The 15,975-nt window shown below is 34.6% G+C and carries 13 protein-coding genes and 3 pseudogenes; 15 read left to right on the plus strand and 1 reads right to left on the minus strand.

Annotation, left to right across the window (positions count from 1 at the left end; translation table 11 throughout):
* The first annotated feature begins 10 nt into the window (after positions 1 to 10).
* The 3 genes and pseudogenes from hemH (at position 11) to BSU00_RS11700 (ending at position 2,764) form a co-directional block, all read left to right on the plus strand.
* A pseudogene (hemH, locus tag BSU00_RS11690) lies at positions 11 to 1,056 on the plus strand (ferrochelatase).
* Between the two features lie 19 nt (positions 1,057 to 1,075).
* Positions 1,076 to 1,666 (plus strand): CopD family protein, encoded by a 591-nt coding sequence (locus BSU00_RS11695; RefSeq protein ID WP_105004537.1) that lies wholly within the window; start codon positions 1,076 to 1,078, stop codon positions 1,664 to 1,666.
* Between the two features lie 648 nt (positions 1,667 to 2,314).
* Positions 2,315 to 2,764: a hypothetical protein gene (locus BSU00_RS11700; protein WP_105004538.1), complete on the plus strand. Its 450-nt coding sequence runs from the start codon at positions 2,315 to 2,317 to the stop codon at positions 2,762 to 2,764.
* Between the two features lie 79 nt (positions 2,765 to 2,843).
* Here the strand turns inward: BSU00_RS11700 and recR are convergent, their stop codons facing one another.
* A complete protein-coding gene (gene recR / locus BSU00_RS11705) occupies positions 2,844 to 3,461 on the minus strand; it encodes a recombination mediator RecR (protein ID WP_105004539.1) in 618 nt (205 codons plus the stop codon).
* A 157-nt stretch (positions 3,462 to 3,618) separates the two neighbouring features.
* Here recR and BSU00_RS11710 point away from each other — a divergent pair, with 157 nt between their 5' ends.
* The 12 genes and pseudogenes from BSU00_RS11710 to BSU00_RS11760 all read left to right on the plus strand — a co-directional run.
* Positions 3,619 to 5,076, plus strand: a complete 1,458-nt coding sequence (locus tag BSU00_RS11710; protein ID WP_105004540.1) for an aminoacyl-histidine dipeptidase — start codon at positions 3,619 to 3,621, stop codon at positions 5,074 to 5,076.
* A gap of 167 nt (positions 5,077 to 5,243) precedes the next feature.
* Positions 5,244 to 5,831: an ACP phosphodiesterase gene (locus BSU00_RS11715; protein ID WP_105004541.1), complete on the plus strand. Its 588-nt coding sequence runs from the start codon at positions 5,244 to 5,246 to the stop codon at positions 5,829 to 5,831.
* 17 nt (positions 5,832 to 5,848) lie between these two features.
* A complete protein-coding gene (gene ggt, locus BSU00_RS11720) occupies positions 5,849 to 7,537 on the plus strand; it encodes a gamma-glutamyltransferase (RefSeq protein ID WP_105004542.1) in 1,689 nt (562 codons plus the stop codon).
* Positions 7,538 to 7,693: 156 nt separating this feature from the next.
* The gene (locus BSU00_RS14100) at positions 7,694 to 8,041 is read left to right on the plus strand and encodes a pseudouridine synthase (RefSeq protein ID WP_369820329.1); all 348 of its coding nucleotides are present in this window, start codon (positions 7,694 to 7,696) and stop codon (positions 8,039 to 8,041) included.
* The gene (locus BSU00_RS14105; RefSeq protein ID WP_369820330.1) at positions 8,019 to 8,408 is read left to right on the plus strand and encodes a pseudouridine synthase; all 390 of its coding nucleotides are present in this window, start codon (positions 8,019 to 8,021) and stop codon (positions 8,406 to 8,408) included. The genes BSU00_RS14100 and BSU00_RS14105 overlap by 23 nt, the downstream gene beginning before the upstream one ends.
* A 29-nt stretch (positions 8,409 to 8,437) precedes the next feature.
* Positions 8,438 to 9,112 carry a tRNA (guanosine(37)-N1)-methyltransferase TrmD gene (trmD, locus tag BSU00_RS11730; RefSeq protein ID WP_105004543.1) on the plus strand — a complete coding sequence of 225 codons (675 nt, stop codon included), beginning with the start codon at positions 8,438 to 8,440 and terminating at the stop codon, positions 9,110 to 9,112.
* Between the two features lie 284 nt (positions 9,113 to 9,396).
* Positions 9,397 to 9,746: pseudogene (gene rplS / locus BSU00_RS11735) on the plus strand (50S ribosomal protein L19).
* A gap of 516 nt (positions 9,747 to 10,262) precedes the next feature.
* Positions 10,263 to 12,502: pseudogene (locus BSU00_RS11740) on the plus strand (NADP-dependent isocitrate dehydrogenase).
* 392 nt (positions 12,503 to 12,894) lie between these two features.
* Entirely contained in the window at positions 12,895 to 13,710 is an 816-nt protein-coding gene (murQ, locus tag BSU00_RS11745) for an N-acetylmuramic acid 6-phosphate etherase (protein ID WP_105004544.1), read from the plus strand.
* Positions 13,703 to 13,945, plus strand: coding sequence for a DUF6095 family protein (locus BSU00_RS14110; RefSeq protein ID WP_105004545.1), 243 nt, complete (start codon positions 13,703 to 13,705; stop codon positions 13,943 to 13,945). The genes murQ and BSU00_RS14110 overlap by 8 nt, the downstream gene beginning before the upstream one ends.
* A gap of 2 nt (positions 13,946 to 13,947) precedes the next feature.
* Positions 13,948 to 14,997, plus strand: a complete 1,050-nt coding sequence (locus BSU00_RS11755; RefSeq protein WP_146104856.1) for a D-alanine--D-alanine ligase — start codon at positions 13,948 to 13,950, stop codon at positions 14,995 to 14,997.
* A 101-nt stretch (positions 14,998 to 15,098) separates the two neighbouring features.
* Positions 15,099 to 15,975, plus strand: an 877-nt coding sequence (locus BSU00_RS11760) for a hypothetical protein (protein ID WP_369820331.1), incomplete at its 3' end; no start/stop codon positions are given.

Below are 15,975 nucleotides of genomic sequence, written 5' to 3' on the forward strand. Positions count from 1 at the left end.
ACCTCACTCTATGAAAGGAGTTCTATTAGTAAATTTAGGATCCCCAAAAAGTACCGATCCGAAAGACGTAAAAAATTATCTTGGCGAATTTTTAATGGACGAACGCGTTATTGATCTTCCATTATTTTTTCGTTCTTTTTTAGTGAAAGGAATAATCCTTAATACAAGGCCAAAAAAATCTGCAGCTGCCTACAAGAAAATATGGTGGGATGAAGGCTCTCCTTTAATTGTACTTTCCGAAAGATTGCAAAAAAAAGTACAAACCAAAACAGAACTGCCAGTTGCTTTGGCTATGCGTTACGGAAACCCTTCTTTAAAATCAGGCTTACAGGAGCTGCATGACAAAGGAGTTACGGAGGTACTCCTGATTCCGCTATATCCGCAATTCGCCATGGCTACTACAGAAACCATACTTGTTCTGGCAGAAGAGTTACGAAGTGATTTTTTTCCTACTATGAAAATAAAAAGCATCCCTGCTTTTTACAACAAACCCGAATACATCAAGGCGCTTTCCAATAGTATAAGTGCGTATTTAAAAGACAAAGATTACGACCACCTATTGTTTTCTTATCACGGCGTTCCAGAACGTCATATTAGAAAATCAGATATTACTAAATCACATTGTAAAATAGACGGCTCGTGTTGTAACACACCATCAAAAGCACACGAATATTGCTACAGACACCAATGTTATCAAACTACAAAAAATGTGATTAAAGAATTGAATCTTAACGAAAGTACTGTATCTACATCATTTCAATCGCGATTGGGGGTTGATCCATGCTACAGCCCTACACCGATAGAACGATCGTTAAGAAGGCAGAAAAAGAAGGAGTAAAAAAATTAGCTATCGTAACCCCTGCTTTCGTATCGGATTGTTTAGAGACTTTGGAAGAAATTGCCATGGAAGGCAAAGAGGAATTTTTAGAAGCAGGTGGAGAAGAGTTCCATACTGTACCTTGTATTAACGATAATGAGGAGTGGGTACAAGTACTCGCCAACTGGATTCATGAATTTGCAACTTCTAAACATTTAGCTTCCAGCAATACCCAATAATTACTAAAACAAACGATACATGGATTTTTTATACATCAAAGCCTTACATATTATATTCGTAGTGACATGGTTTGCTGGTTTATTCTATATTGTTAGACTGTTTATATATCATGTAGAGGCAGAAAAAATGGAAGACCCTGCAAAAGCGATTCTACAGAAACAGTACCAACTGATGGAAAAAAGATTGTGGTATATTATAACGTGGCCTTCTGCAATACTAGCTAGTATTTTTGCCTTTTGGATGTTGGTAAGAAATCCCTATTACTTAAAAATGGCTTGGATGCATGTAAAACTATCTTTTGTGTTAGCACTATATTTTTATCATTTTGCATGCCATATCCTTTTTAAGCAATTGCAAAATAATCATATAAAATACTCTTCTCTCCAACTTAGAATATGGAATGAAATAGCGACCATCATACTTTTCGCAGTTGTTTTTTTAGTAGTACTTCAGAGCGCTATCAATTGGATATGGGGGGTTGTAGGTATTGTACTTGTATCTATCCTTTTAATGCTAAGTGTGCGACTATACAAGAAAATTAGATCGAAGAGAAACTGGGAAAAACACGAAAAAGAAATACTAAAAAAAGACGGCCAGAGTAAACCTTAAATACCACATGCAAAGATCACAAAAAGATATGTAAATTAGTGCAATAGATGCTTCTGCACCAGCATTATTACCAATTAAAAACACTGGTAAAAGGAACATAATTGTTTCAACGTATCTGGAAATTAAAATTCAATTATCGATTTATTTGACATTTATTTGTTTAATTGTTTTTTTTTATTAGTTTTAATATAGAAAAAAAGAAAACTATTGCTCCTTTCTTTTCCATCGAAAAGGAATATGTAGAGTAAACTCTACAAATAATAAAAGAAATTGAAAAAAAATAATTAAATCCCAAACTACAAAAACTACAAACAAAAACCACTTCATTTTGATCCCCCGACAAGATTGTAATTTTTACTAAAAAAATGCAATAACAGATTTTATTCTTAGAATAATACTTGAATAACAATTCTGTATGTGTTAATAGACAAAATATTTTTTCTATTAATATACCTTCTATTTAACAATAATCACTTTAGCGAAAATAAGTATGCTTCAGAATAAAGAATTTGCCTCCTGCAGGCAACGATAAAGACTTACGCGTTATTTAAATACAATAAAAACCAAAAAACAATCTATTAACCAAAGATAACCAGGGGGTTACGTCTAAAACCAATTAAAATATGTAGAAACAAAAACTAATTAAATATGAAATCCCCCCATTTATTCGGATTAATTTTATTAATCTTCATTGCTTGTTCTAACAATGAAGAAGAAATCGGTACAAATGAACCAATTGTTGGAACTTGGCAACTCTATCAAATTAAAAAAGACGGTATTACTATAGAGGAGCAATGCATGCGCGAAAATAACTTTATCGCCAATGAAGACGGTTCCATTATTATTGAAACCTATCGCGCAACAAATCCAAATAGCAACTGTATTCTTGTTATTAACACAGCAACTTGGAAAGCATCGCAAAACAATAATTATGAAATATCCTTCGACAACAGCGACGAATCAGCAACCTTACATGAAAATACTTTTACCATACGAAGTCTTTCCACAGAAACTACAAGAGAAGGTAAAACAAACACTATTGTAACAGAAACCGTCTACCTAAAAAAACATAGACAAATAAAAATATTGGCTACTTAGTATAACATCCCCCATTCTTTTTAGCAACAAAAACATTGTAGGTGCAACAAAAAAGCTTACAATGTTTTTACATGTAGAATTACCCCTTCACGGTTCCGTCAAAAGGTATTCTATTTAAGATACTTCTACCAAGAGTGACTTCATCGGCGAACTGCAGTTCATCTCCTACAGAAATCCCTCTTGCAATGGTTGAAGTTGCAATGTCATAGTCTTCAATTTGCTTGTAAATATAAAAATTTGTCGTATCCCCTTCCATTGTAGAACTTAAAGCAAAAATTAGTTCCTTAACCTCGCCATTTTTAACCTTATTTACTAAGGTATCAATATGTAAATTCTGCGGACCTACTCCCTCTATCGGAGAAATTTTACCCCCTAATACATGATATACTCCTTTAAATTGCGCGGTATTTTCTATAGCCATTACATCTCTGACGTCTTCCACTACGCACACTAAAGAAGAATTACGTTGTGGATTTACACATATATTACAGATTTCGGAATCGGAAATATTGTGACATTTTTTACATATCTTAACCTCTTTCTTTAACAGATTTAAAGCCTCGGTTAAATATTTTGTTTGCTCGGAGGGCTGTTTTAAAAGATAAAGCGCTAATCGCAATGCAGTTCTTTTACCTATTCCTGGCAAACGACTTATTTCACTAACTGCATTCTCGAGTAATTTTGAAGAAAAATCCATGCTGCAAAATTACAACTTTTATAAAATATACGCACTCCTAAATACCAATACACTAACTCTACCTTACAGAAATATATCCGAATTATACCAGAATTATTGCAAAGAAATTACAACTAAAATAAGTACCTTTGAGTACCAAAAAAACAGTTAAAAAGTAATGAGTAAAGCAATAAGAAATATAGAACCGAAAATAGTTTGGAACCATTTCGCAGATTTAAATGCAGTACCACGTCCTTCAAAAAAAGAGGAAAGGGTGATTCAATTTATGGTAGATTTTGGTAAAAAATTAAACCTTAAAACCACCGTTGATAAGGTTGGTAACGTTATCATTTATAAACCTGCAAGCGAAGGCATGGAAAACAAAAAGACAGTGGTATTGCAAGGCCACCTTGATATGGTGCATCAAAAAAACGCTGATACGGAATTTGATTTCGATAGTGAAGGTATACAAATGGAAGTTGACGGTGACTGGGTAAAGGCGAAAGGAACAACCTTAGGAGCCGATAATGGCTTAGGAGTCGCGGCGATAATGTCTGTTCTTGCGGCCAAAGACATTCAACATCCAGCCATAGAAGCACTCTTTACCATTGACGAAGAAACCGGAATGACTGGCGCAATGGGATTAGAAGGCGGGGTTTTGAAAGGTGAAATATTACTGAACCTTGATACGGAAGAAGACAATGAAATTGGAATGGGTTGTGCAGGAGGAGTAGATATTACCGCTACAAGAACCTACAACGAAGAGATCTTACCTGATAATGTTACTGCTTTCGAAATAACTGTTAGAGGATTAAATGGAGGTCACTCCGGAATGGACATCCACAAAGGTCTTGGTAATGCTAATAAAATCATGAACCGTTTGTTATTTGATGGTTTTACTAATTACGGGCTTAGAATCTCCGAAATTAATGGAGGTAGTCTCCGCAATGCAATCCCGAGAGAGAGCTCTGCTACCGTAGTAATTGATACCATTTCTAAAGATCCATTTCTTTTCGAAATGCAAGCTTTAATTAAGTCCATAAAAGAGGAGTTTAGTAGCTTAGAAAAGAATCTTATCATTGCTTTGAAAGAAGTGTCTAAGCCAAAAAGAATAATGGATCTTGGCGTACAGGAAGGTTTTATTAAAGCAATGTACGGAGCTTTAAATGGAGTTTACAGAATGAGTCCTGACATTGAAAATTTAGTAGAAACTTCCAATAATGTAGCTAGAGTTATTGTAAAAGATGGAGAAATTAAAATTGGATGCCTAACCCGATCTTCTTCAGAAAGTAATAAATGGGATTTAGCAAACGCTTTGCGCTCTATTTTTGAACTGGCAGGGTTTGATGTTGTATTTTCTGGCTCATATCCTGGATGGCTTCCTAATATTAATTCCGAAATCTTAAATATCGTCACAGATTTATATGAAAAAATGCACCATGAAAAACCACACGTAGCTGCTTGCCATGCCGGTTTAGAGTGCGGAATATTAGGACAAAATTACCCTGCCATGGACATGGTTTCTTTTGGCCCTAATATTCGAGGAGCACACTCACCGGATGAGCGTGCACAGATATCCTCTACGCAAAAATTTTGGAAATTTTTATTGGAAATTTTAAAAAATACACCTGAATAAAAAGGAAAAATTTAAGCTATAAAAACACCATTTTTATATGATGGTGTTTTTTTATTACCCTAAAAGAAACTTGAAATTAAGAGTAAAAAAGATTGCAATCTTACACCCAATAATTGTGGCTGTAAAATAAAAAAATAACTCCATCTTTTTTTGTTTACATTTATACAATGAATTTTTTAGCGCATCTTTATTTATCGCCTGATAATACTGAAATAATAATTGGCAACTTTATTGCAGACCATATCGTTGGAAATAAGTTCCAACATTACTCAGATTCTGTTCAAAAAGGCATAAAGCTACACCGTGAAATTGATACCTATACAGATGCTCATGAGGTTGTAAGAAGGAGTAAAAGAAGGTTAAACGAAAGATATCGCCATTATAACGGTGTAATCATCGATATTTTCTACGATCATTTCCTAGCGGTAAATTGGAATACCTATTCTAATATCCCTTTGAATATCTATGTAAAGTCGATGTACAACCTACTGCAGACGAACTTTGAAATACTTCCGGAAAAGACCCAGCAAATGTTACCATATATGATCAAACAAAACTGGCTTTACAACTACCAATTCGCAAGTGGTATTCAAGAGGTATTAAATGGAATGAATCGAAGAACAGAAGGAAAATCCAAAATGAATCTTGCCTCGGAAGACTTATTACTTCACTATGAAGAATTCCGGGAAGATTTCACTCTATTTTTTAAAGACCTTATCACTTTTTCTAAAAATAAAAGCAACGATTTACTTTAATATCTCTTTATCACCAAATGAAAACCATACTTTTTTTAGTAGTAGTTACCGTTCTATTTAACTGCAAAAGTAATATTGAAAATCAAAAAACAATTGGAGTAATTACCGATAAAGCCATGGTTGTATCGGCGAGAAAAGAGGCTTCAGAAATAGGATCCGCGATACTTAAAAAGGGAGGAAATGCTTTTGACGCAATGGTAGCTACAGAACTTGCATTAGCAGTCTGTTACCCTTATGCCGGTAATATCGGCGGTGGGGGCTTTATGGTATATCGAAAAAATAACGGTGAAATTGGGGCTTTAGATTACCGTGAGAAAGCACCTCTTGCAGCATCTACCAACATGTATTTAGATACTAACGGTAACATCATCCCAAATAAAAGTACCATAGGAGCAACTGCTGTGGGAGTTCCAGGTACAATAGCTGGGGTTTTTGAAGTTCATGAAAAATTTGGGTCGTTAGAAATGGAGGAGATAATGCTTCCAGTTATTCAACTTGCAAAAAAAGGGGTTGTAGTTACTGAAAAACAAGAAAAACGAATACGAAAACATCAATCTGGGTTTTTGAGGGCCAATAAAGACAGCATCCTTTTTCAAAAAAAATGGAAAAAAGGAGACACTATAAAATACCATGCGCTAGCAGCTACTTTAGAGAGAATACTGAAATTTGGAAAAGACGAGTTTTACCGTGGAGAAAGTGCGAAAAAGTTAGCTGATTTTCTCCAAAAAAACGGTGGTTACATAACTACAGAAGACCTTGCTAAATATAAAGCTAAATGGCGAAAACCAATACAGTTTACATATGACGATTTAAACATTATATCTATGTCTCCGCCTTCTAGCGGTGGTGTTTGCCTATCACAAATCATGAATGGCATAGAAAGTTTTGATCTAGATAAGTACGGACACAACACTACGAAAACCATTCAAGTAATTACTGAGGCGGAAAGAAGAGCCTATGCCGATAGAAGTCATTTTTTAGGCGACCCCGATTTTGTATCTATTCCTGTAGATCAATTAACAAGTAAAGCGTATGCTAAAGAGAGAATGCAAGATTTTTCCTTTAAAAAAGCAACTAGTTCTAGTGCCGTTTCTCATGGCACAATCACATTGGTAGAAAGCAATGAGACCACACATTATTCGATTGTTGACCAGCTTGGGAATGCCGTTTCCGTTACTACCACTATCAATGGCGGTTATGGTTCAAAACTATACTGCTCTGAATTAGGTTTCTTTTTAAATAATGAAATGGATGACTTCAGTAGCAAACCGGGAATACCTAATATGTTTGGCCTAGTTGGTGCAAAGGCAAATGAAATTGCACCGGAGAAGAGAATGCTTAGCTCTATGACACCAACAATAGTAGAAAAAAACAGAAACCTTTTTATGGTGGTTGGAACCCCGGGAGGTTCTACAATTATTACCACTGTATTACAAACAATTCTCAATGTACACGAATTTAAAATGGGAATGCAAGAAGCTGTTAACCAACCAAGATTTCATCATCAATGGCTTCCAGATGATATTAAAATGGAACCGAATGGATTTACAAAAACGGTAACAAACGAATTAAAAAATTTAGGCTACCAAATAGATGAAACTAAGGCTCCCGTAATTGGAAAGGTAGATGCTATTTTAATTTTACCAAACGGAAAACTCGAGGGTGGTGCCGACCCTAGAGGTGACGACAAAGCAATAGGCTTTTAAAGAATTACAATTGAAAGTTATTGAAAAACATACATGCAAAGCGCTATCCTCTCCTGTTAGACTACAAGAATACGCAACGGGAATTTTTAACACAATACCCACCAAATCTGGAATTAAAAAAGCGATAAAAAAAACCTTGTTTTAGTAGATAAAAAAGTGGGGAGCACTGGTTTATTACTTCACGGATTTGAAACCATCGAACTATTATCGGAAGAAGAAACACAACCTAAAAAGCGTTTCAATTTGGAGGTCGAGGTATTTTATGAGGATGATTTTTTAGCTATCATTAATAAACCTGCTGGTCTAGTTGTTAGTGGAAATTCTTTCGCTACGATTAACAATTGCCTACCCCAAAATCTTAAAAAAAGCACTTTACCAGATGCTTGTTCTCCAAGAGCTGTACACCGTTTAGATTATCCGACAAGCGGACTACTACTTGTTGGAAAAACACATGCTGCTGTTGTGGCATTAAGTAAACTTTTTGAAAAAAAAACTTATCGATAAAACCTACCACGCAGTAACGATAGGAAATATGGAAAAACAAGGTAGTATTGCACTTGCAATTGACACTAAACCTGCTATTACCAATTACTCTATTCAAGATACGGTAATTTCGGAGAGGTTTCAATTTTTAAACTTAGTGCTTTTGCAACCAAAAACCGGAAGAAAACATCAAATAAGAAAACATCTTTTATCTATTAAAAGCCCAATTTTAGGGGATCAAAAGTATTTTCTTCCCGAATTAAAATCAGGAGGTAAAGGATTGTATTTATGTGCTACTGGCTTGATTTTCTCCCACCCTTTCACCAAGCAACTTATTAGCATAAACAGAGACTTACCTAAAAAATTCAAAAAGATATTTGCTTCCTAAATATCTTTTAAAAAGTATATCTTTGCACTATGCGAATTGATATCATTACTGTTGAGCCAGATTTATTGAGGAGTCCTTTTGAGAATTCAATGATGAAAAAGGCTATAGAGAAGAATTTAGCGGAAGTTCATTTACACAACTTACGCGATTATGGATTAGGAAATTACAGACAAGTAGACGATTATCAATTTGGCGGAGGTGCTGGAATGGTTTTAATGATGGAACCAATAACTACATGCATAGAAAATTTGAAAAAGCAGCGTATTTATGATGAAGTCATTTACATGACTCCAGACGCTAAAACGCTTAATCAAGCAACTGCAAATACACTTTCTCTGCAAGAAAATCTTATAATTTTAACAGGACACTACAAAGGCATCGATCAACGTATTCGCGATGCGTATATTACCAAAGAAATATCTATAGGAGACTATGTCTTAACAGGTGGCGAACTCGCTGCAGCCGTTTTATGTGATGCTGTTATTCGATTAATTCCGGGTGTTTTGGGTGATGAAACTTCTGCATTAACAGACTCTTATCAAGATAATTTACTATCTCCTCCAGTTTATACAAGACCAGCAGAATTTAGGGGAATGAAGGTTCCTGAGATCCTTTTAAGCGGAAATTTCCCTAAAATCGAAGCGTGGAGAGCGGAGAAGGCATACGAACGTACGAAAGCGATTCGTCCTGATTTATTAGAATAACGATTTTTATTATCTCCGCATACCGTAAGCTCTACCGTAATATTGTCTCAGAAATATCGCCCGAATAAGTTTTCAGATGGATTGGTTTGCCCATATAGGTTAATAGTTATCGCCTGAAGTAAAAACCAAAATACATTACTGGCAATCAGTATCTTACACTTATTCAGAATTTAAAAGCTGTACATTACCAATAATTAAAAAAAATATGTAAATTTGCACGCACAAAATCAACCTCTGACGAAAATCGTGAATGTTGTTTTTGATAAACCATAAAATATTATAAAATGGAATCTTTAATTAAATTTGTTCAAGACGAATTTGTAACGAAGAATGAGTTACCTGAATTTATGGCGGGAGATACTATCACCGTGTATTATGAAATTAAGGAAGGTAATAAAACTCGTACGCAGTTTTTAGAGGAGTAGTTATTCAAAAAAGAGGTAGCGGAAGCTCGGAAACTTTTACAATCAGAAAAATGTCTGGTACTGTTGGTGTTGAACGTATATTCCCAATCAATCTTCCTTCTATTCAGAAAATAGAGGTTAATAAGAAAGGTAAGGTTCGTAGAGCTCGTATTTACTACTTTAGAGGTCTTACGGGTAAAAAGGCAAGAATTAAAGAGAGAAGAAACTAATCTTCATCTCCTATCCTATCAAAAGCACTATTTTATAGTGCTTTTTTTATACGTTACAGTTAGTAAAACCATGGTAGAGAATTAAATTATTTTTATTTTATAAAATTTATACGTATCTTTACCATGTTAATTTACTATTAATTAAATAGTTACAGAGGTATTCCATGTTAACACTAAATGAAACGATTATTTATATTTTTAATATCGATTTCTAATTGAAGTAATAAAAGTTATTGGGATATTACAATCTGTTCATGTTAACAATGGTAGAAACTAGGTTTGTTTCTATTAAAATAAATAATTTCATCTACGTGTGATTTTATTTATTTCCAAAAGCCATATCACTACTCTAGTTAGGATATGGCTTTTGTTTTTAAAGTGTGAATATTATAAAAATTGATATTCATATTTACAAAATAATCATAAAAACCCCTTATTTATAAGAATATAGCACCTGTAAATTCATAAGTTATTCCTAAATTTGCCCCACTTCGAAATAATTATTAATTTTTACTTATGAATAAAATGGCTAAAATCATGTACACTAAAACGGATGAGGCTCCAGCTCTTGCTACCCGTTCGTTTTTACCTTTTGTAAAAGCTTTTACCAATTCTTCTAATATAACCATTGAATTAAAAGATATATCACTTGCTGGGCGAATTTTAGCAAGTTTTCCTGAATTTTTAAAAGAAGAGCAACGTGTTGAAGACGCATTGGCTTTTTTAGGAGAACTCGCCAAAAAACCAGAAGCTAATATTATAAAATTACCAAATATATCTGCTTCTGTACCACAATTAAAAGCGGCGATAAAAGAACTCCAAACAAAAGGATATGCCGTTCCTGATTATCCGGATGAGGCATCTAATGCTTCAGAAAAAGCCATATTGGATCGCTATAATAAAATTAAAGGATCTGCCGTAAACCCAGTTCTTAGAGAAGGAAATTCCGACAGAAGGGCACCAAGAGCAGTTAAAAATTACGCCAAAAAAACCCTCATTCAATGGGAGCATGGAGTTCCTCTTCACTAACCCACGTGGCAACAATGCAGGAAGGAGATTTTGCACACAATGAGAAATCGGTTACCGTGGCTACTGCTACGGACGTTCAGATTGTACATACAGACGCTAATGGAAAATCGACGATACTCAAAGAAAAAGTTTCTTTATTAGAGGGAGAAATAATCGATGCCTCTGTTATGAGTAAGCAAAAATTACTAGCCTTTTTAGAAGAACAAGTACAAGACGCTAAAGACAAAGGAATACTTTTTTCGCTGCACATGAAAGCAACCATGATGAAAGTTTCAGATCCTATTATTTTTGGACACGCTGTTAGAGTTTTTTATAAAGATCTTTTCACCAAACACGAAGAAACCTTCCAAAAGATTGGCGTGGATGTTAACAATGGTTTTGGAAACCTTTTAGCAAATCTAGAGTCTTTACCAGAAAGTAAAAAAGAGGAAATTTTAGAGGATATCGAGAAAATTTACCAAAATAACCCGGATGTAGCAATGGTAAATTCAGATAAAGGAATTACCAACCTTCATGTGCCCTCGGATGTGATTATTGACGCCTCTATGCCTGCAATGATTAGAACCTCTGGTCAAATGTGGAACAAAGAGGGAAAACAACAAGATACCAAAGCAGTAATTCCGGATAGCTCTTACGCTGGGTTATACCAGGAGACTATCGCTTTCTGTAAAGAAAATGGAGCTTTTGATCCTACTACCATGGGAACGGTTCCGAATGTAGGTCTAATGGCACAAAAAGCGGAGGAATACGGTTCTCATGACAAAACTTTTGAGATTGCATCTGCAGGAAAAGTTACTGTAATCAATGGCAAAGGAGAAGTATTATTGGAGCAAAATGTTGCGGAGGGTGATATTTTCAGAATGTGTCAAACAAAAGATGCCCCAATAAAAGACTGGGTTAAACTTGCTGTTTCTAGGGCTAAAGCAACCAATACTCCTGCTGTGTTTTGGTTAGGAAAAGAAAGAGCTCATGACAACGAAGTAATTAAAAAAGTAGAAAAATACCTACCAGAACACGACACAAGCGGTTTAGACATACAAATTCTATCTACCGTTGAAGCCACAAAATACACTTTACAAAGAGTAAAGGAAGGTAAAGACACCATTTCGGTTACCGGGAACGTTTTACGAGATTATCTTACCGACTTATTCCCAATTTTAGAACTTGGTACGTCTGCTAAAATGCTTTCTATAGTGCCATTGATGAACGGTGGAGGTTTGTTTGAAACTGGCGCGGGTGGTTCTGCACCGAAGCACGTACAACAATTAGTTGAGGAAAATCATTTACGTTGGGATTCTTTAGGAGAATTCTTAGCATTAGCAGTGTCTTTAGAACACTTAGGAGAAACAAACAATAATCCTAAGGCTAAAATTTTAGCAAGTGCCCTAGATGACGCAACCGATAAACTTTTAGACAATAAAAAAGGCCCATCAAGAAGAACAGGGGAAATAGACAATAGAGGTTCACACTTTTATTTAGCCATGTATTGGGCTGAAGCTTTAGCGAAACAAACAAAAGATCTTGATTTACAACAACAATTTGCTCCAATTGCAGAAAAAATGGCTGCAAATGAATCTGTAATTATTGCAGAGCTTAATGCAGTGCAAGGTAAAGAAGTTTCTATTGGTGGTTACTATATGCCAACGGATGAAGAAGCAAACCCTGTAATGTTACCTAGTAACAGTTTAAATGCAATTTTAAACGAATTACACCTACAAACTATTTAAATATAAAAGCTAGATAGTTTATTTATATTTATAGAATAGCAGTTAATATTGGCAAACATGCTCTTATTAACTGCTTTTTTTTGACAAATTACTTTACATTAGCTTCGACTATAACCCAAGTACATAGCATATCACAAAAAAGAAACATTTTAAGAATTACAAAAATTCTATGTATTTCAATTTTAGTTACCGGAGCTGTTCCTAGAGGAAGAAAGTATACAAAGACTGCCATTGCACTACTCAAATAAAATCTTTACAAGAAAGTCAAGTAGGCATATTATACTTTACTAAAACCTTAATTTTAGTGGTAAATTTAATTTATAGAACAGTTAAAAAATAATAACTTTCCATTTTAAAGAAAATAGTTACCCCTTTATTTGTAATTTTGTTCTATGAATTTTATCAAGACTACCGAAGAAGACTCAAAGTATGACAACTTAGAGCAAATGTCTGTTTCAGAACTATTACAACATATTAACACCGAAGACAAAAGTGTTCCTCTTGCGGTAGAAAAAGCCATGCCTCAAATTGAAGCATTAATTTCACAAATTGTGGAGAAGCTTCAAAATGGTGGAAGGCTATTTTATATCGGTGCCGGTACAAGCGGCCGTTTAGGAATCTTAGACGCTAGTGAGTGCCCGCCTACCTTTGGCGTGTCAGACACTTTAGTGTATGGATTAATAGCTGGAGGAGATATCGCAATTCGAAAGTCGGTAGAATTTGCTGAGGACTCCACGGAACAAGGATGGAGAGATTTAGAATCCCACAACATCAGTTCTAAAGATGTTGTAGTTGGAATTGCTGCATCTGGAACGACACCATACGTAATTGCTGCGTTAGAAAAATGCAATCAAGAAGGAATTTTAACAGGATGTATTACCTGTAATCAAAACAGCCCGCTTGCCAATACAGCTAACTATCCAATCGTTGCTGTAGTAGGGCCGGAATTTGTCACTGGAAGCTCAAGAATGAAGGCTGGCACTGCACAAAAATTGATTTTAAATATGATTTCTACTACAACCATGATACAGTTGGGTAAGGTTAAAGGGAACAAAATGGTAGACATGCAGCTGAGTAATGACAAACTTTTTGACAGAGGTGTGCGAATGTTGATTTCGGCATTAGAAATAGATCGAAAAACTGCAAAGCAACTACTTGAAAAGCATGGTAATGTTAGAAATGTAATGCAAGTTTATAAAAATGACTAAAACGGGAAATACGCTAGAAAAAAGCTTAAAAAGATTAGTAATATTATTAGGGTTATTAATATTTTCTCCTATTTTTTTAAATGTTGCTTTTAAAGCGTTACGAATATATAAAACTGCACCAAAAATTTACATCGCATATATTTTATTGGTGCTTAGTATTTTATTAATATTGTATGCAGTTTACTTTGGGTTTAAAACCTTTAAAAGTATTTTAGATGCAATTTTTAACAAGTAATATTGAAGCAAAATATCAAAATTTCAAATTTCTTCAACTGGGAATACTGGCCATCATCCATGTTTTATATACCCAACCTACCCTATGCTTTTTATTTAGCTTTAAAAGCAAAGCACGTTACCTTTTTTACTGCTGCTAATCCTGGTATTAAGAGTGCAGGAAACGGAACAGAGAGCAAATTTGAAACCTTACAACTAATTCCTAAAAAATACCGTCCTAAGTCGGTACTTATCCAACCAAAAACTGCATTTGAGATTGTTGCTAAAACTATAGAAAAAGCTGACATTCATTACCCAATCATTGCGAAACCAGATATTGGATTTAGAGGATTATTAGTTCAAAAATTAGCTACTCCAAACGAATTAAAAGCATATTTGAAAAAACACCCAATAGCTATTATCGTTCAAGAATTTGTTTCTTATGAAAATGAATGCGGTATATTTTACACAAGACAAGCCAACCAAGAAAAAGGCATCATTACTTCCATTACCTTAAAAAAATTTCTAACCGTTCAAGGCGATGGGGTTTCTTCTATAAAAGAGCTTGTTCAAAGTGATGAAAGAGCGAGGCTTTACAAAGATCTCATTGCTGAGAACAAAGAAATAAACTTAAATTCTATTCCCAAAAAAGAAGCAATAATTCGCCTTTCTGTTATTGGAAACCACTCCAAAGGAACACAATTCATAAATGGAAATAAATTAATTAGCGAAAAACTACAAAGCACCTTTGATTCGATAAATAATACTATTAAAGGTTGGTATTACGGAAGATTAGATATTAAATACCATACTTTTCAGGAATTAGAAGCGGGCGAAAAAATTAAAATTTTAGAAATTAATGGAATTATTGCAGAACCTACACATATTTACGATAGTCATAACTCCTCCTATTTCGAGGCATTAAAAGCTATTAGATCGCATTGGAGAAGCTTATACAATGTATCTATTACCAATCATAAAGTTTTACAAACTCCATATAAGAATCCATTAGAATTCACTAAAGAATTGTTGGAACTTAAAAAATATTTATCTATTTTAAAAAAATTAATTTAAACGTTATATTTGCAAAATATTAATAATTAGTAAAGTACATTTTTATAACCCCTGTTTTATGTTGAAGGTAAGAGGCTTTAACATATTTAGATCGTGAAATTATGATGAAAAAATTAACTAGCGTAATAGTAGTATTACTATTCGCCAGCATAACTAGTTATGCCCAAGTTAAGATTGGAAACAATCCTGATGTTATCAATGGTAGTTCTATACTTGAACTGGAAAGTAACAACAAAGTTTTTGTGATTACTAGAGTTTCTGAGACGCAAATGAACAACATCACTCCTTTAGAAGGTGCGCTTGTTTACAATACCGACGAACAATGTGTCTATCAGTATAATGGTACCGAATGGAATAGTTTGTGCGATTCTAACGCCAACAGAACTGTTTTATTTGATCCGGTTACTTATGATTTAACCATTGAAGGTATGGGCACGGTTAATTTAGGGGTTCTAAAAGATGATGCAGATGCAGACCCTAATAATGAAATTCAGGATTTACAGCTTACTGGAAATATACTCACGATCACCAATAATAAAGCCGCAACTGCCATCGATTTATCTGGGTACTTAGACAATACCGATAATCAGAACCTTACCTCGGCCTCTATCGATACAAACAATGTACTTACCATAGCCATTGAAAACGGAAGTTCTGCTAGTGTAGATCTTTCTAGCATTGTTTCTAATACCGATGCACAAACTATTTCTTTAGATGCAGCTTCTAATGTTTTAACTCTTGGCAATGGTACTGCTGCCGATACTACAGCTGACTTATCAGTATATTTAGACAATACCGATAACCAGAACCTTACCTCTGCTTCTATCGATACAAATAATGTACTTACTATAGCGATCGAAAATGGAGATCCTGTTACTGTAGATCTTTCGGCTTACATCAATTCCGATGATCAGAACTTAACCTCGGCTACGATTGATGCTAGCAATATACTTACCATAGCTATTGAAGATGGATCCT

It is taken from the genome of Tenacibaculum sp. SG-28 (assembly GCF_002954385.1).
GTDB lineage: Bacteria > Bacteroidota > Bacteroidia > Flavobacteriales > Flavobacteriaceae > Polaribacter.